The 17,337-nt window shown below is 58.0% G+C and carries 13 protein-coding genes; 2 read left to right on the top strand and 11 right to left on the bottom strand.

What is annotated here, in order from left to right; translation table 11 throughout:
- The coding region (locus ACZRMS_RS19700; protein WP_463996666.1) for an RHS repeat-associated core domain-containing protein at positions 1-1,513 on the top strand (1,513 nt) is incomplete at its 5' end.
- 77 nt (positions 1,514-1,590) lie between these two features.
- Here the strand turns inward: ACZRMS_RS19700 and ACZRMS_RS19695 are convergent.
- The 7 genes from ACZRMS_RS19695 to ACZRMS_RS19665 all read right to left on the bottom strand — a co-directional run bounded on the left by ACZRMS_RS19695 (position 1,591) and on the right by ACZRMS_RS19665 (position 11,247).
- On the bottom strand, positions 1,591-4,431 hold the full coding sequence (locus ACZRMS_RS19695; protein WP_463996665.1) for an RHS repeat-associated core domain-containing protein: 2,841 nt from the start codon (positions 4,429-4,431) through the stop codon (positions 1,591-1,593).
- A gap of 135 nt (positions 4,432-4,566) precedes the next feature.
- Entirely contained in the window at positions 4,567-5,430 is an 864-nt protein-coding gene (locus ACZRMS_RS19690; RefSeq protein WP_463996664.1) for a D-hexose-6-phosphate mutarotase, read from the bottom strand.
- 102 nt (positions 5,431-5,532) lie between these two features.
- Positions 5,533-6,870 carry a carbohydrate porin gene (locus ACZRMS_RS19685; RefSeq protein WP_463996663.1) on the bottom strand — a complete coding sequence of 446 codons (1,338 nt, stop codon included), beginning with the start codon at positions 6,868-6,870 and terminating at the stop codon, positions 5,533-5,535.
- An 85-nt stretch (positions 6,871-6,955) separates the two neighbouring features.
- Positions 6,956-8,116, bottom strand: coding sequence for an ABC transporter ATP-binding protein (locus tag ACZRMS_RS19680; protein ID WP_463996662.1), 1,161 nt, complete (start codon positions 8,114-8,116; stop codon positions 6,956-6,958).
- 3 nt (positions 8,117-8,119) lie between these two features.
- Positions 8,120-8,956 (bottom strand): carbohydrate ABC transporter permease, encoded by an 837-nt coding sequence (locus tag ACZRMS_RS19675; protein ID WP_463996661.1) that lies wholly within the window; start codon positions 8,954-8,956, stop codon positions 8,120-8,122.
- A complete protein-coding gene (locus ACZRMS_RS19670; RefSeq protein WP_463996660.1) occupies positions 8,949-9,857 on the bottom strand; it encodes a carbohydrate ABC transporter permease in 909 nt (302 codons plus the stop codon). The genes ACZRMS_RS19675 and ACZRMS_RS19670 overlap by 8 nt, the downstream gene beginning before the upstream one ends.
- Positions 9,858-9,957: 100 nt before the next feature.
- The gene (locus ACZRMS_RS19665) at positions 9,958-11,247 is read right to left on the bottom strand and encodes an ABC transporter substrate-binding protein (protein ID WP_463996659.1); all 1,290 of its coding nucleotides are present in this window, start codon (positions 11,245-11,247) and stop codon (positions 9,958-9,960) included.
- Between the two features lie 354 nt (positions 11,248-11,601).
- Here ACZRMS_RS19665 and ACZRMS_RS19660 point away from each other — a divergent pair, with 354 nt between their 5' ends.
- A complete protein-coding gene (locus ACZRMS_RS19660) occupies positions 11,602-12,249 on the top strand; it encodes an AP2 domain-containing protein (RefSeq protein WP_463996658.1) in 648 nt (215 codons plus the stop codon).
- Here the strand turns inward: ACZRMS_RS19660 and ACZRMS_RS19655 are convergent.
- The 4 genes from ACZRMS_RS19655 to edd are packed head-to-tail and all read right to left on the bottom strand — an operon-like array spanning position 12,218 to position 17,221.
- On the bottom strand, positions 12,218-13,678 hold the full coding sequence (locus tag ACZRMS_RS19655; protein ID WP_463996657.1) for an ATP-binding protein: 1,461 nt from the start codon (positions 13,676-13,678) through the stop codon (positions 12,218-12,220). The genes ACZRMS_RS19660 and ACZRMS_RS19655 overlap by 32 nt on opposite strands.
- Positions 13,668-14,399: a response regulator gene (locus tag ACZRMS_RS19650; RefSeq protein WP_463996656.1), complete on the bottom strand. Its 732-nt coding sequence runs from the start codon at positions 14,397-14,399 to the stop codon at positions 13,668-13,670. The genes ACZRMS_RS19655 and ACZRMS_RS19650 overlap by 11 nt, the downstream gene beginning before the upstream one ends.
- A gap of 42 nt (positions 14,400-14,441) precedes the next feature.
- Complete coding sequence (locus tag ACZRMS_RS19645; RefSeq protein ID WP_463996655.1) at positions 14,442-15,398, bottom strand: glucokinase; 957 nt, start codon at positions 15,396-15,398, stop codon at positions 14,442-14,444.
- Positions 15,395-17,221, bottom strand: a complete 1,827-nt coding sequence (gene edd, locus ACZRMS_RS19640; RefSeq protein ID WP_463996654.1) for a phosphogluconate dehydratase — start codon at positions 17,219-17,221, stop codon at positions 15,395-15,397. Before edd ends, ACZRMS_RS19645 begins: the two co-directional genes overlap by 4 nt.
- Between the last annotated feature and the right edge of the window lie 116 nt (positions 17,222-17,337).

The raw sequence follows: 17,337 nt of genomic DNA, 5'->3' as shown, positions 1-17,337 counted from the left end.
CAACGGCAATCACCTGGCACTGGCACCGGGCCAGGCCATGCAGTGGAATGCCCGCAATCAACTGCATCAGGTGACGCAGGTGGTGCGCGCGCAAGCTGACGGCCAGGACGACGATGTTGAAACCTATATCTACGATGGCGATGGTCTGCGCGTACGCAAAGTACGGCGCGCCAAGACAGGGGGCGGTGAGCTGACCAGCCAGACGCTGTATTTACCGGGGCTCGAAGTACATGAATCAACCGCAGGTGAGCGACTGCATGTGATGACAACCCAGGCGGGTCGTAACCATGTCCGGATGCTGCACTGGGAGGCCGGACGCCCCAGCGGAATCGATCAGGATCAGTGGCGCTATAGCCTGGCGGATCATCTGGGCAGCAGTACCCTGGAGCTGGATCACGCAGGCGAGCTGATCAGCCAGGAAACTTACTACCCCTACGGCGGAACTTCCTGGTGGGCGGCACGCAGTGCGGTGCAGGCCAAATACAAGACCGTACGTTATTCAGGAAAAGAACGGGATGCCACGGGGCTGTATTACTACGGCGCACGGTATTACGCCCCTTGGTTGCAACGCTGGATCAACCCAGACCCCGCCGGGACTCTGGACGGATTGAATCTCTATCGGATGCTGCGCAATAACCCGCTGCGCTTCGTTGATGAAGACGGCAATTTGCCGCAAGAGGTCGCCGATGCTTATAACCGCATGGTCAATGAGGGGGATGCCTGGGAGGATTTGAGGGGCCGGCCCGACGGGTTCACTGCGGTCAGAGAGTTGTCCGGTGACAACATTATGAGCCTCAAGCAAAACCTTGAGTTGTCATCAGCAGAAAACCAATTCGTGCAGGGATTCCAGGACGAGCTGTTTGACCTCGTACACTTTTCAAACAAGGACTACCGCGACAGCGAAGGTACGCTCACGCTGATGTCGCGAAAACAGTTAGAGAAAAACCAAATCAGCTTCAATACGGGCAACACAAGCACTCTCGACCTGGACAGTTTCGCCACCGACGACTTTGTCTTCTTTTCACTCGAGACAGGTGCAACGGGCCGAAAAAATACAAGCCGATTTGGTGAGCATCGGTTTCAAGCACCTATGGGTGCGTTAAAGGAACGCCACGAGTACACGCACATCGAGTTGATGGACCTTGCACAAGTGGACCAAAGGCCTGGATCGAATAAACCCGGCTGGGTCGCCCGTGAAGATAAAGATACTTTTTTCAGGTCCGCCGAATCGAACACCATCCTGTCATCGGTTTTTGTGGGGCGGGACATGATTGAGGGGCTGGCTTTAAGAATAGTGGGTGAACTGCAGCATTTCGGCGGCGATACAAAAGACAACGCCTTTGCACTTCAGGCCTCAGGGCAAGCCAGCGAAGTCATGAACAGTTTATTCAGGCCACAAATAATCGTGCCTCACAGCCTTACACTTACGAAATCACACTTGTCTTATAAAGGACCTGTGCCAAAAGCATCCAGCACCGGTCTAACCTACAACAAGCCTAACTTCTGTATTTAAGGGCACACCTTAAAGCCTGAGGACTGGGGGCGGCGTATCAAACTGCTGAGGGACGCCGCCCTTTATGATTCACCCTGTCAGCTAAAGTATTTCCCTAACTCAACCGGCGTTTTAACCTGATCTCGACCCCGCTGGTACTGAACTTCCACTTCTGTAGCCGAGCGTTTTACATACTTGACGCGTCCCACCTGGGGACGAGTGATGCCCAGTGCCGTCAAGGCATTGTCAAAGGGAGCACCCGCCTGAGGGTGTCGATTGACCTTCATCGACCTCATATCATTATCACCCTGAGCATCAAAGCCAACCGTATGGGCATCGGCATCCGTCAACTTGTCCAGAAAGCCGACAGCAGGATTGAACTTGTCCATAAACCCGCTAAAGCAGGTGTACAGAGACACCGTCTTGACCGAGTCCTTGCTCTGCAACTTGGCAATGGCATCCTTGTCCAAAAGCTCACTGGTACTCCCCACAATCACCACACTCTGCTGCCCTCGTCTGGGGCTGATGGAGCCGTGATAATCAAGAATTACCTTGTCGATACCTGCCAGTTGCCCCGTACCGATTGCATTCCAAGTGTCCGTCAGTTCCTGCACAGAACTCACATAAGCGCCGGTTACCTGATGGCCTTTATGTGTCAGATAACTCATCTTCTTGCTGGCAAACTCAGCCGTTGCTTTCTCGGTCATATCAATTGAGAACGGATTGGGCTTGGCGCTGATATAGAGGATGTTTTGCTTGGGTTTGTCTTTTGTGAGCTCAAGTTTTGCAGCCAGTGTCTCTATCAAGGCAAAAGGCACTTTAAACACTTCAGGCTTGAACAGGTTACCCAACACTTTGGGTGCATCGGCGCCCGCTTCATTCTCGCTTTCCAGTATCAAGCCCAATGCATCTTTAAAAGTAACGGGATTATTTCTGACCATCAGGTACAGGTTCAATCCATCCACAGTCCCTGCAGGGTCGGCACTCAGCCATCGGCCTGCCCAACTCTGGTAATAGCGATGACCGTAGTAATACAGCCCGGTCGCATCCCGTTCCCGGCCCGAATAGCGGATGGTTTTGTAGTCCGCCTCGGTCTGACTGCGGGCGGCCCAGACTGAAGTGCCCCCAAACGGATAATATTCTTCCTCGCTGAGGATCTCGCCGCTGGCGTCCACCTCCAGCCCACAACTCCCAATCAGGTCGTCATAGCTGTAGCGCACCTGATCATTGCTGACCACTGTCCCAGCCTCCCAGTGCAGCACACGAACCTGTGCCCGACCGGCTTCACCTACCGTGATCGTATGCAGATCCTCTTTCAAGGTGTCGCCACTATGGGTGGTGCGGCGCTCCAGCCCCGGCAGGTAAGTCACCCGTTGCACCTGAGTGCTGTTGCCACTGAGCTGAAGGCTGATTTTTTCGACACGCAGACCATCACTGGCGTAACGGTACCGCTCACTGTCAGATACTGCGCCCTCACGCACCACCGGGTTGACCTGTTGCAACTCACCCCTGGCATTCCAGCTCAGGTGCTGGCCGGCGAACAGCAGCAACTGATGCCCGGCGCTGTCGAACAACTCGTCTACTTTGTCGGGCGCTATCGCCAGCGAACTCAGCACCGCTCGGTTGCTACGGGAGGAGACCGTGATATCCGTGGTGTAGTTATTGCTAGTGGCCGGGGCGCTGTGGCGGATTCGATCCAGGTTGTCGCCACGGTCATAGGTGTAGGTGCGAGTGTAGTGGGTATAGGCACTGTCATCGACGGGAAGCGGGATATACGGGGAAGGAAGTGTGCTGCTTTGTTGACCGGCACTGGCCATCTGACGTCCGGCAGCCTGTATCAGTTGATACAGGCTGTCGTAGAGGTAGGTGTTCTGTGGCACTACTTTTTGATTGCGCCAGAACCGGGTGGCATGAGCATCATTGTGTACCAGCAGCACATTGCCCACCGAGTCATAGTCATAACGCAGGTCTTGCAGGGTCCGGGCACCGTTGGCATGACCGGCTGGACGCTCGGTTTTGATGCCAGTCAGGCGCTGGCTCGCCGCGTCATAGCGGTAGGTAGTCACCACGCCATTGCCGTGCTCTTCACGCAGTTTCTTGCCTTGGGCAGAGTACGTCACGCTGGCAACGATAACCTGTTCGGCTTGCCCCTTGAGCGTCAGCCAACTGCCCTTGAGTTGCCCGGCAATATCGTATGCCAGACGCTGAACGTTGCCATAGGCGTCGGTCCCGATCAGGGGAGCACCCGTCGCATCAAGGGTATTGCGGGTTGTGAACCGAGTGGGAGCCAGCAGGTTTTCCCAGGCAAGTTCGCCGGCGCCCTGCCAGTCAGCGTGCTGATGCTCTTGCAGTAACTGACGGCTGACCGATGCGGGCATGCCCGTCAGGGCAAGGCTGTTGGTCTGATTAAGACCGGCGGTATCGTAATGGCGCACACATTGCCCGGCGAGGTTGCGATCCCGCTGAGCCTGGCTGTTGTCCGCCCAGAAAAAACGTTCTGTCACTCGGGCAATTTCGCTCTTCGCCTGCTCAGTAATATCAAGCAGGCGACCAGGCAGACCATTGCTCTCATAGCCAAAAGTACGCTTGAGCCCCGTTGCTGAAACATTCAATAACGGACGACCGGCAGCGTCGCCAAACGTAATGGTGGTACCGGCATCCACAGTGACAGTGCGCAGTACATCGCCACTTAATGACGAGATATAGACAAAGTTGGGCTCAACCCCCGGATCGGCTTGCCGCAAAGCAAACAGTCGCGGGTCAATACGCAGCACAAGTCCCCCTCGGGCGGTGTATTGATGACGGGTAATACGCTCATCGGTCAGGGATAGCGTATCGGGGTGGCGATGGTAGCGGACGTTGCGGATAACCAACCCGCGATTTTCAGTGACTGTGAGTTGTGGTGTATTTCGGCATAAGGCGCCATGAGTGCTGAACATGAGATATCTCCTATGTTTTACATAGAAAGTTGATAGTCAAAGATCCAACTCTTTTCGGATGTAGCCTTTTCAGTTTAGCCCCATACCGTTGCGCCAATACCGACGCAGCCCCCCCCAGTCATAAAGTCAAAGCCCTCAAACCCCCACCAGTCCCGCCCGCGCCTGCAAGCTCAAATGAGCCTGTTCACCGGGGGCCAGAGTCTGGTTATGCGTGCCGCCACTGGTGGACTCCACGCACACAAAGCCCATGACCTCACTCCAGCTCACGCCCAGCAACGGCCGCTTGCCCGGGTGCCAGACCACTGTGTTGGCCTGATTACCCGTGTCAATGCTTAACGCCCTTTGCCAGGCGTGGTCATTGAGCTGCATTTCACCGTCATGCTGGAACACCCGTTGACAACCGCCCTCCACTCGCAACTCGCCCTTCTGCTGGCATACCTCGCGGTTCAGCTGGTCGTAGCCGTGCACACCATCCAGCCCGGACAGCGCTACCTCTGCCACGTCACCAATACGCCAGTAAGCGCGCAAAGCCTGACTCACCTGGCAGGGCTCGTCGTCTTGATGCTCGGTGCTCAGGCGCAGTTCCATTTGTTCACCCAGTCGCGCATGCAGGTCCACTTGCCAATCGCACAGTTGCAAACGCCAGTGCAGGCTTACGCCTTCTTCGTCGGTGCTGCTGTCGATCAGCTTCCAGTCGATCAGTCGCGCCCAACCGTGGGATGGCCACGCGTTTTCGCTGGGATGGCGGCCGTACCAAGGCCAGCAAATCGGTACCCCGCCGCGTATCGCCCCCACCTGCGGCCATTTGGCTGCGCACCACAGCCACGGCTTTTGCCCGGTCGGCTGAAAGTGCAGCAATTGCGCCCCCTGACGACTGAACACGGCCTGGCAATGCGGGTGATCGATCACCAACACATCGCGCAACTGAAAGCGTTCCCACTGGAAAATAGGTTGCTCGCGTCTGGATTTGAAAAAACGGTGAAGCGGATGCTCATGCATGTGCCGCAGTCCTGAAAATCATGCGCCGGGTTGTGCCGACCCGAAAAAAAGCGGATAGCCAAGGCTATCCGCTAGAAAGGCAAGGAGCTTAGCGCAAGGAACTTAGAACACCGACTGAATTTTCAAGCCAGCCACCAATGCGTTGTCCACCTGATCCACACCACCCGGATGGGTAATGTATTGCAGGTTAGGACGCACGGTCAGCCAGTTGGTCACGTGGAAACCATAGTTGATTTCGTAGTTGTACTCAGTGGAACGCAGCGGCGAGTACAGCGGATCGTTGTAATCGGTGACACCCAGCGAAGCGTTGATCTGCTCGGCGCTTTTCTTCACGTCATCGTTGACGTGGATACGGGCGGCGCCAATTCCGATGTCATCCTTGGGACGGGCATCGAATGGCCCCTTGTACACAAACATCAGCGACTGGTAGTTGTCGACGATGTTGGTGGCCTTATCGTGAAAAGTGGCGTTGGCCGCGATATTCAGACCGCGCGAAGCGTCACCGTTGTGGCTGGTGAGTTGCTGCTGCACAACAAACCAGTAACCGTGTTTGCTGTCGCGTACGCGATAGTCCTGACCGGTACTGGTGATGTCGACACGCACGTCATTGGCAGGCGCCGTGCTCTTGTAGTAACCGACACGGTATTCACCCGGCAGGTTGTTGAGCTTTGGCGACCAGACCAGTTCGACCGGCAGCACGGTACCCTTGGTGCCACTGCCGCTGAGCTTGAAGCCGTTGCCGTGTTCCAGCTGCGACGGGTTCTGGTTGTACGCACCGATCTGGGCATACAGTTCAGGAGTGATGTTGTATTTCACCCGCAGTGCTGCCTGGCTGACCGGCCAGTTGTACCAGACGTTGGTGGCCCAGTTACCCACCTGGGAACCGCAGAACGCCAGGTTCTGGAACTCGCACGGGAAGGTGTTGAAGTCTTCGCCTTCGCCGAAGTAACCGGCCTTGACGTCCAGCTTGCCGTCGAGGAACTGATGCTGGATGTACATCTGGGTCAGACGCACCATATGGCCACGACCATAGACTTCCATGGAGGAACTCAAGGTGCCGGCACGCGGGTCGCCGACACGGTCATTGGAGATGCTCTGACCGTTACGGTTGGTGAGCTGGATCTTGGCCTGGGTGTTATCCCAGCCCCACAGTTTTTGCAGGTCCAGAGCCACGCCCAGACCAAACTGGTCGCTGTAGCGCGCGGTCTTGTCGTCGTTGTAACCGCCATGCAGGTTGGCGCCCACTTCACCGACATAATCCATCTTGATGTCGATGCCCTGCTCGATCAGCTTGGTCCGCTCGCCACCCCAGTCGCCGGTCATCCATTTCGAATCGGCGCTGAAGGCTTCGTCAGCATAGACACTGCCTGCCCCCAGGCTTAGCGCGATGATAGCCGACAGCTGGCAGGCCAGACGGGTGCGGGTCATTCTGTTAGTCATCCCTTAAATCCTCGTTGTTTTCTTATTGGCTTTGTTTAACGCGGCACAACTCAAGGAGGCCCTACAACAGGCTCCCTGTTCCGACTTAACGACCCTTGAATTGCGCCACGTTATCAGCCCGGCCGTGGGCCTGAGGCGAACTCATCGCTCCCAGACGCTCGCCCGTATTGGCATCAAACAGTAGCACTTTAGACGGATCGAACTGCAAGTTGAGGCTCTGACCCACTTGAGGCGCATCATCAGGGGCCATGCGGCAGCAGACCTTGCTGTCGTTGAGGTTCACAAACACCAGGGTGTCCGGGCCGGTGGGCTCGATGACTTGCACTTGCGCGCGAATCGTCGGCAGGCCATTGGGCTCTTGCGGCGCCAGCACGATCTGCTCGGCGCGGATGCCCACGATCACATCGCGGTCCTCCAGCCCTGCGTCCTGCATGCCCAGCGGCAACTCGCAGCGGGCCTGGCCGCTGTCGAGCACTGCCAGCAGGCGGCCTTCCCGGCGCTGCAAACGCAGAGGAATGAAGTTCATCGGCGGCGAGCCGATAAAGCTGGCCACAAACAGGTTGGCCGGATCGTTGTAGATCTGCCGGGGCGTGCCGAACTGCTGGATGATCCCGTCCTTCATCACCGCCACTTTGTCGCCCAGGGTCATGGCTTCAATCTGGTCGTGGGTGACGTAGACCGTGGTGGTTTTCAGCCGCTGGTGCATCAGCTTCATTTCGGTGCGCATCTCGACCCGCAGCTTGGCGTCGAGGTTGGACAGCGGCTCGTCAAACAGATAAATCTTCGGCCGCCGCGCCAGCGCCCGGCCCATGGCCACGCGCTGCTGCTGGCCACCCGACAGCTGTCCGGGTTTACGGCCCAGCAGGTGCTCGATTTGCAGCAGCTTGGCGACCCGTGCAACTTCTTCCTCAATCGCCGCCGCGCTCATTTTGCGGATCTTCAGGCCGAAGGCGATGTTGTCCCGCACGTTCATGGTCGGGTACAGCGCGTAGGACTGAAACACCATGGCGATATCGCGGTCCTTGGGGCTCATGCCGCTGATGTCGGCATCGTCCACCAGGATCGCACCGCCACTGATGGTCTCAAGGCCGGCGATGCAGTTCATCAGGGTCGATTTGCCGCAACCCGAAGGCCCCACCAGAATCAGAAACTCGCCATCGTCGATTTTCAGTTCGATGTTTTTCAGCGTATCCGGCAAACCCTTGCCGTAGGATTTATTAACGTTGCGTAGTTCGAGAGTTGCCATGCCTTACCCCTTGACCGCACCGGACGTGAGCCCGCGCAGAAAATACTTGCCCGCAAAGATGTAGACCAGCAGCGTCGGCAGCCCCGCGATCATGGCCGCAGCCATGTCCACGTTGTATTCCTTGGCCCCGGTGCTGGTATTGACCAGGTTGTTCAGCGCCACCGTTATCGGTTGCGCATCACCGCTGGCGAACACCACACCAAACAGAAAGTCATTCCAGATTTGAGTGAATTGCCAGATCAGGCAGACCATCACGATCGGAACCGACATCGGCAGCAAAATCCGTCCGAAAATGGTGAAAAAGCCCGCGCCATCCAGCCGCGCAGCCTTCACCAGCGCATCCGGGATGCTCACGTAGTAGTTGCGAAAGAACAGCGTGGTGAAGGCCAGGCCATACACCACATGCACCAGCACCAGGCCGGTGGTGGTGTTGGCCAGCCCCAGCTTGCCGATGGTGAACGAGGCCGGCAGCAACACGGTCTGAAACGGCAGGAAGCAACCGAACAGCAGCAGGCCGAAAAACAGCTGCGAGCCCCGGAAGCGCCACATCGACAGCACGTATCCGTTCATGGCGCCGATAAAGGTCGAGATCAGCACCGCAGGCACGGTGATTTTCACCGAGTTCCAGAAGTAACCGCCCACCGTGTCCCAGGCCTTGATCCAGCCAATGCCATCGATCACTTGCGGCCAGCTCAGCAGGTTACCGGTGCGGATGTCTTCCGGGCTTTTGAAGCTGGTAAGCAGCATCACCACCAGCGGGATCAAATAGACCGCCGCCGCAAGGAACAAGGTGGTGTAAATCGCCAGGCGGCTGAAGGTAAATCGCCGGGTATTAATCATGGCGTTTGTTCCTCAACTCGGAATACAGATACGGCACGAGGATGGCCAGGATCGCCCCCAGCATCATGATCGCACTGGCAGAACCAATACCCATTTGCCCACGGCTGAAAGTGAAGGAATACATGAACATGGCAGGCAAGTCCGAGGAGTAGCCCGGGCCGCCGGCGGTCATTGCAGACACCAGGTCGAAGCTCTTGATCGCAATGTGCGCCAGGATCATGAAGGCACTGAAAAACACCGGGCGCAGGCTCGGCAACACAATGCGCAGGTAGATGGTCGGCAAGCTTGCGCCGTCGACCTGGGCCGCACGAATGATCGACTGATCGACCCCGCGCAAACCGGCCAGAAACATCGCCATCACAAAGCCGGAAGCCTGCCATACCGCCGCGATCACCAGGCAGTACACCACCCGGTCCTGATCCAGCAGCCAGTCAAAACGAAAGCCTTCCCAGCCCCAGTCGCGCAGCATCTTGTCCAGGCCAAGGCCCGGGTTGAGCAGCCACTTCCAGGCCGTACCGGTGACGATCATCGACAACGCCATCGGGTACAGGTAGATCGTGCGGATAAAGCCTTCCTTGCGGATGCGCTGGTCGAGCAGGATGGCCAGGAACACGCCGATCACCAGGCTGATAGCGATAAACATCCCGCCAAAGACCGCCAGGTTTTTGCTGGCGACCCACCAACGATCGTTTTCCATCAAGCGCGCGTATTGTTGCAGGCCAACCCATTTGTAGCTGGGCATAAAGCTGGAGTTGGTAAACGAAAGGATAAAGGTCCAGAAAATATAGCCATAAAAGCCAACCAACACGATCACCATGCTGGGTGCCAGGACCAGCTTGGGCAACCAGCGTTGCAACGCATCAAACGGCGAGGCCTTGCTGAACACAGCCACAGAACTCATCGAAATATTCCCGTGCGGGGATGCCGGCATTGGCGGGCGCCAATGCCGTGCAACTTAAAGTGGGGGGCCGCGTGCGAACGCGGCGGGTCAAGTCAGAACGTTACTGGGCCGCTTTGATCGCTGACGCCAGTTGCTTGCCAGCCTTGGCCGGATCAGCATTTTTGTCGCTCATGAAGTTGGTCACGACATCGAAGATCGCACCTTGAACTGCCAGTGAGGTCGCCATGTTGTGCGCCATGCTCGGCAATTGGCTGCCGGACTTGCCAGCGGCTGCGAAGTCCTTGGCTGAAGCCTGGCCGCAGCTGTCGAACTTGCTCATATCCAGATCACCACGCACCGGGATCGAGCCCTTGTTCTGGTTGAACACGTATTGGAACTCGGGTTCAAGCGCAACTTTGGCTACGTCGTTCTGAGCGGCCCGGTTGCCGGCAGTATCTTTGGCCTTGGCCAGTTTGAACATCGCCAGGGAGTCAATGTTGTAGGTGAAGCTGCCCTGGGTGCCCGGGAACGGCACGCACTCAAAATCAGTACCCGCTTTCTTGCCCGCAGCAGCCCACTCGCTTTTCGCCCAGTCACCCATGATCTGCATGCCGGCTTTGCCGTTGATCACTTTGGCAGCTTCCAGGTTCCAGTCCTGGCCGGAGCCATCTGGGTCCATGTAGCTCTGAAGTTTTTTCAGGTTGGTGAACACTTCAGTCATTTGAGGGCCGGTCAGGGTTTTCTCATCGTGCTCGATAAAGGCTTTTTTGTAGCCTTCCGGGCCCATGATGCTCAGCACCATGTCTTCAAAAACCGTGCTGTCCTGCCAAGGCTGACCACCATGGGCCAAAGGAATGAAACCGGCGGCCTTGAGCTTGTCGCCCGCAGCATAAAGTTCGTCAAGGGTGGTTGGCGGTTTGTCGATGCCGGCCTTCTTGAACACTTCAGGGTTGGTCCACAGCCAGTTCACGCGGTGAACATTGACCGGCACAGCCACGTAATGGCCGTCGTACTTCATGGTATCGGAGACCGTTTTGGACAGCAGCGTGTCCCACTTGTTGGCCTTGGCAACTTCATCGACATTGGTCAGCAAGCCGAGCGCAGCCCAGTCCTGAATATCCGGGCCCTTGATCTGTGCGGCTGACGGCGGGTTGCCGGACACGGCGCGAGTCTTGAGCACGGTCATGGCGGCGGCACCGCCACCGCCTGCAACAGCGCTGTCCTGCCAGGTATATCCGTCTTTTTCGATCAGCTTTTTAAGCACCTCAACCGCTTTGGCCTCACCACCGGAAGTCCACCAATGCACCACTTCAACCGTACCTTTGGAATCGGCAGGGGCTGCGGCATAAGCGTTCAGGGGAAACAGTGTGGCGAGAGAAATGACAACGGCGAGGCGATTGAATGAATTCATGGCGTGACCTTTCTTGTTGTTATTGCTGTGCAAGTCTTCTGCTTGCGCTGCTAAAGAGTGTATCCATCACCGCCTGCCCCCGCGTAACGAAGAGACGCTCAAATGTCACAACTCTGTGACATTAAAAAAACCTGCGGACTTCGGTTCCGAAGACATTTCGGCAGTACGTGACACTGGCTTCGTATGGGTCATGAAGCTGCGCCCATAGACACACAAAGCACTTTCCTGATTCTTTGTAGGACGGATCCCTAAGTCGTTTTCCCACGTTGTACGCGCAAAAAACATCAGCGAGTCTGCTGCACATCGTCACGATTAAAGAATGGATGCTGCCCCACCTTTCAGGAGATACGACCGATGCCAAGGCCTCGTGCAAACAACCATAACCACTGCTTTATTTACCCGCTCAAACATGACGATGGTCACCCCTATGCCTGGAAGCTGGACATTCAGCGCTCGGGCAAAAGCCATCTCCACCTCTTCGGTTTCGCCGAGTACGGAGGTGAAGCCCCGGCGCTGGAGGCAGCCAGGAACATGCGCCACCAACTGGTATTGAATATGCCCCAGCCCTTCGGCTATGCAAGCCGCCAGCGGCTGATGCCCCACAACACCAGTGGCCACCCGGGGGTGTACCGGGTGCAGTCCAGCAAGATCTGTTACTGGCGGGCGACCACCCGTATTCACGGCTACAACCTGAGCAAGAGTTTTCGCATTGATCTTTATGGCGAAGACGAAGCCAAACGGCTGGCGCTGCAAGAGCGCGAACAGCAGTTAGCCCTGTGCAACGAGCCCTATGACGTGGCCATGGAAAAACTGCAAGAGCATTTCAGCCAGACCAGCAGACGCGTGCGTGAAAACCGTATCAACGCCGCGATGAACTCCCCTCGTCAGCCAAAAGTCGCGATCAACGAACCTTCATCCCCTCATTCAGAGCCGTTGCTGCCCATCAGCGCCGAGCAGGCGAGCCTGTCGATCAGTCGGCATTTCGCGGCAAGTACAAAGTGACTCGCAGACCGCCGACCCGCAGGTTTTGCAAGCTGACTTCCCCGCCATGGCTATGGGCGATGCTGCGCGCGATCCCCAGCCCCAGCCCGTAGCCCTGCTGCTGTCCGGCCAGACGGAAGTGCGGTTCAAAAACTTGTTCGAGCCGCTGTTCAGGTACGCCCGGCCCCTCGTCATCAACGGTCAGTACAAAGGCCTGTTCATTGTCATCAATGCGCAGATGGGCGTTTTTGCCGTATTTGAGCGCGTTATCAATCAGGTTGCCCATGCAGCGACGCAGGGCCAGGGGCTTGCCGTGATAGGGCCTGACGGCTCGCCCCTGTAGCGTCACGCGGCCATTACCTTGCGGCAGCAAGTACGGCTCAATCAGGCAGTCAAGCAACTGATTCAAATCCACCGCTTCGATATTTTCATGGATGTCGGTGTCTTTCACGCATTGCAGCGCGCCTTTGACCAGCATCTCCAGCTCATCCAGATCGCGGCCGAACTTATGCTGCAGTTGCTCGTCTTCAAGCAGCTCAACCCGCAGCCGCAAGCGGGTGATGGGCGTGCGCAAATCATGGGAAATCGCACTGAACAATTGGCTGCGTTCCGTCAAGTAGCGGCTGATACGGGCACGCATGGTGTTGAATGCACGCCCTACTTCGACCACTTCGCTGACGCCACCGATTTCGACCGGCTTGACCTCTTCCTCACCCAGCGACATGTCGCGGGCCGCCCGGGCCAGGCGCTTTAGCGGGCGGCTTTGCCAGTGCACCAGCAAGCCGATAAACAACAGTAAAAAAATGCTGCTGAGCACGATAAACCACACCTGCAACGCCGGCAGCCCTTCTTCTTCCAGGCTGGTATAGGGCTGGGGCAACAAGGAAGCGATATACAGCCACTCACCCGGCACCATCTGGATTTGCGTCACCAGCACCGGCGGATTGACCGGTTCCAGGGTCAACGCAAAATGCGCCCAGGAACGCGGCAGTTCATCGAGTTTCAGGCCCGCATTGAAAATGCGTAAATCCTTGGGGCTGACAAATTTCACCGACATGTCGACATCCGGCCCCACAGACTGGCGTAACACCTGATCCACGGCGTCCAGCACCGCCTGTTTGCGCTGGGTCAGCGGCAATACCTCCATTTCCAGAGGCTTGTCATTGAGGCTCACCACAAAGCGTGTGCCCCCCATACTGCGCATCTGATCCAGTACCAGCGGGCGGTAGGCCAGCGGCAGGGAACGCAAGTAGGTCACGGTGGCGTTCATCGAATGCGCCAGGCTGCGCGCACTGTTCACCAGCCCCTCAAGTTGCGTGGTACGCAACTGGGACAGCCAGATTGCACTCGACAGGGTTTGCGCCAGCAGGATTGCCAGCAAGGTCAGGAGCAACATGCGCCCGAGCAAGGAACGGGGCATATGCCATTTGCGCCAGAACTTAAAGGTCATTGCTCACCGCAACCTGGGCCGCGAGCTGATAGCCGCTGCCGCGTATGGTGCGGATCAATCGGGGCGGTTTTTCGGTGTCACGCAGGCGCTGGCGCAGGCGGCTGACGGCCATGTCGACGATGCGGTCCAGCGGCATCAGGTCGCGGCCACGGGTGGCATTGCCAATGGTGTCGCGGTCGAGGATCTGTTGCGGGTTATCCAGAAACAACTTGAGCAACGCAAAATCGGCTCCCGACAGAATCACCTCTTCACCATCGGTATGAAACAGTCGATGGGTCACGGTGTTCAAGCGCCACTCTTCAAACACCAGGACATCGTTGCCCGAACCCGCAATGGCAAATTGCACCCTGCGCAACAACGCCTTGATGCGCGCCAGCAGCTCACGGGGGCTGAAAGGCTTGCCCAGATAATCGTCGGCCCCCAGCTCAAGGCCGATAATCCGGTCCGCCTCGTCGGAACTGGCGGTCAGCATGATGATCGGGATCTGGGCAAAACGCGGATGTTGCCGCACCCAACGGCACAGGCTGAAACCGTCCTCGTCGGGCAACATGACATCAAGGATCAACAGATCACTCGCGACCTCACTCAATGCCTGTCGAAAACCCGCGCAATCCCCCACGGTGCGCACCTGAAAACCGGCGCGAGTGAGGTAGAGATCAAGGAGTTCTCGAATTTCCTGGTCATCATCGACCAGCAAAATGGATTTGCCGGGTGTGCTCACAGTGGTGTTCCTTATTATTTTTGTAGCCAAGACTTGAGCGGCTCAGCCAAACGCCTGTTGCAACGCCACCCCCGCACCGATCAAACCCGGATACGGCGCCGTCACCAGCCACACAGGGATACCCTTGAGGTAGTCGCTCATGCAGCCTTTGTCGGCGAAACTGCGGGCAAAGCCGCTGGCCAGGAAGATATCGGCAAAGCGCGGAATGACGCCCCCCACGATATACACCCCGCCACGCCCGCCGATGGTCAGCACGTTGTTGCCTGCCACACGCCCCAGCCAGCAGCTGAAATGCTCCAGCACTTGCAGGGCAATCGGGTCGCCGGCCAGGGCCGCCGCCGTGATGGCCCGGTCGCTGTCCAGCACCGGGGTGTGGCCGTCCACGGCACAGATCGCCCGATAGACCCGCGGCAAGCCGCTGCCACTCAAAATGGTTTCAGCGCTCACATGCCCGATTTCGTTGTAGATGTGCTGCCACAACTGCACTTCACGCGGGTTGCTCATGGGCAGGTCGACATGGCCGCCCTCCCCCGGCAACGCCATCCACTGCGCCTCGCCCAGGTTGAGCAAGGTGCCCACCCCAAGCCCGGTGCCCGGCCCGATGACCACCGCAGGCCGCGCCGGGTCGGCGATGCCCGGGCATACCTGGCGCACGTCCTCGGGTTGCAGGCGGGTCATGCCCAATGCCATTGCGCTGAAGTCATTGATCAACAGCAGGTTGTCGACCTGCAGCGCATGGCAGAACTGCGAACGGCTCAAGCGCCAGTGGTTGTTGGTAAAGCGGAACTCATCGCCGCTCACGGGGCCGGCTACCGACAAACACACCGAACCGACAGACCCCGGGGCCAGATCCAGTTCACTCAGATACAGCCTGATGGCGTCTTGCGGGCAGGCAAAGTCCGCCGTGGCCAGCACGCGGACCGAATGCAGCTGGTCGTTTTCCCACAACGCAAACCGTGCGTTGGTACCGCCAATGTCACCGACCAGTGCGAGCTTCATTTCAAGTTTTCCAGAGACGAGGTAAAGGTGCTCGCGCCCTGCTCAGCCGAACTGAAGGCATGACGCATAAATGCAAACAACTCACGCCCGGTACCAACAGCATTATCCAGCGTGCCGACTGCCGGGGTGCGCGCTGCAAATTCTGCCTCATCCACCAGTAGTTGCAATGTGCCTTTTACGCCGTCCACGCGAATGATGTCGCCATCCTGAACCCGTGCCAGGGCGCCGCCAATCGAAGCCTCGGGGCTGACATGGATCGCTGCCGGGATCTTGCCCGATGCGCCCGACATCCGTCCGTCAGTGATCAGCGCCACTTTGAAGCCCCGATCCTGCAACACGCCAAGGAACGGCGTCATCTTGTGCAGCTCGGGCATTCCGTTGGAACGCGGGCCCTGAAAGCGCATCACGGCAACAAAGTCGTGTTCCAGCTCACCGGCCTTGAAGGCATCGGCCAGTTGCTGCTGATCCTGGAATACCCGCGCCGGGGCTTCGACGATCTGGTGCTCGGGCGCTACCGCCGAGACCTTCATCACACCGCGCCCCAGGTTGCCCTCCATCACCCGCAATCCGCCCTCGGCAGAAAATGCACGGGACACCGGGCGCAAGATTGTCTCATCAAGGCTTTCAATCGGGCCTTCGCGCCATACCAGCTCGCCATCCACCAGGAAAGGCTCGCGGGTGTAACGGCTCAGACCGAAGCCCGCCACGGTGTTGACGTTTTCGTGCAGCAGCCCGGCTTCAAGCAGCTCACGGATCAGGAACGCCATACCGCCTGCAGCCTGGAAGTGGTTGATATCGGCTTTGCCGTTTGGATACACATGGGACAGGGTCGGCACCACCTCGGACAGGTCGGCCATGTCTTGCCAGGTCAGCTGGATGCCAGCGGCCATGGCAATCGCCGGCATGTGCAAGGTGTGGTTGGTCGAACCGCCGGTGGCGTGCAGCGCAACGATGGAGTTGACCAGGGAGCGCTCATCGACGATCTCGCCCAATGGCATGAAGTCGCCATTTTGTTTGGTCAGACGGGTGATCTGGTGCGCGGCTTCGCGGGTCAGCGCATCACGCAGTGGCGTGTAGGGGTTGACGAAAGAGGCGCCCGGCAAGTGCAGGCCCATCACTTCCATCAGCAACTGGTTGGTGTTGGCGGTGCCGTAAAACGTACAGGTGCCCGGGCTGTGGTAAGACTTCATCTCCGACTCCAGCAGCTCTTCGCGGCTGGCCTTGCCTTCAGCGTAACGCTGGCGCACGTCGGCCTTTTCCTTGTTGGAAATCCCCGACGGCATCGGCCCGCCCGGCACAAAGATGGTCGGCAGGTGACCGAAGCGCAGCGCGCCCATCAACAGGCCCGGCACGATCTTGTCGCAAATGCCCAGCATCATCGCCGCATCGAACATGTTGTGCGACAGCGACACGGCCGTGGACAGGGCAATCACTTCGCGGCTCAGCAGGCTGAGTTCCATGCCCGGCTCGCCCTGGGTGACGCCGTCACACATGGCCGGAGTGCCGCCTGCGAACTGGCCTACCGAGCCGATTTCACGCAGCGCTTTCTTGATTTGTTCAGGGAAGTGTTCGTACGGCTGATGCGCCGACAGCATGTCGTTATATGACGAAACAATTGCAACGTTGGCTGCGTTCATCATCCGCAGGCTGTTTTTATCTTCAGTACCGCACCCTGCCACGCCGTGGGCGAAGTTGGCACATTGCAGCTTGCCACGTTGCGGGCCGTCACTGGCGGCACCGCGAATAAGCGTCAGATACGCCTCACGGGTTGCTCGACTGCGGGCAATAAGACGCTCGGTGACTTCAAGAACGCGGGGATGCATGTGTTGAACTCCAGGCTAACGGATGTGGCGACCTGTGCGTGTCCTATGCTGACCGAAGGGCTTAGAGGAGCGACTTCAATCATTCGGACCCGTTGATTCAGGTCACTCGTTGTAGA

Source organism: Pseudomonas sp. B424, from assembly GCF_055408345.1.
Note: the sequence above shows the minus strand (reverse complement) of the source record. Positions and strands in the feature narration are given on the sequence as shown.

Bases quoted from the DNA above. Each gene is read 5' to 3' on its own strand.
- ACZRMS_RS19695 (WP_463996665.1), bottom strand. From the start codon at position 4,431: ATGTTCAGCACTCATGGCGCCTTATGCCGAAATACACCACAACTCACA.
- ACZRMS_RS19690 (WP_463996664.1), bottom strand. From the start codon at position 5,430: ATGCATGAGCATCCGCTTCACCGTTTTTTCAAATCCAGACGCGAGCAA.
- ACZRMS_RS19685 (WP_463996663.1), bottom strand. From the start codon at position 6,870: ATGACTAACAGAATGACCCGCACCCGTCTGGCCTGCCAGCTGTCGGCT.
- ACZRMS_RS19680 (WP_463996662.1), bottom strand. From the start codon at position 8,116: ATGGCAACTCTCGAACTACGCAACGTTAATAAATCCTACGGCAAGGGT.
- ACZRMS_RS19675 (WP_463996661.1), bottom strand. From the start codon at position 8,956: ATGATTAATACCCGGCGATTTACCTTCAGCCGCCTGGCGATTTACACC.
- ACZRMS_RS19670 (WP_463996660.1), bottom strand. From the start codon at position 9,857: ATGAGTTCTGTGGCTGTGTTCAGCAAGGCCTCGCCGTTTGATGCGTTG.
- ACZRMS_RS19665 (WP_463996659.1), bottom strand. From the start codon at position 11,247: ATGAATTCATTCAATCGCCTCGCCGTTGTCATTTCTCTCGCCACACTG.
- ACZRMS_RS19660 (WP_463996658.1), top strand. From the start codon at position 11,602: ATGCCAAGGCCTCGTGCAAACAACCATAACCACTGCTTTATTTACCCG.
- ACZRMS_RS19655 (WP_463996657.1), bottom strand. From the start codon at position 13,678: ATGACCTTTAAGTTCTGGCGCAAATGGCATATGCCCCGTTCCTTGCTC.
- ACZRMS_RS19645 (WP_463996655.1), bottom strand. From the start codon at position 15,398: ATGAAGCTCGCACTGGTCGGTGACATTGGCGGTACCAACGCACGGTTT.
- edd (WP_463996654.1), bottom strand. From the start codon at position 17,221: ATGCATCCCCGCGTTCTTGAAGTCACCGAGCGTCTTATTGCCCGCAGT.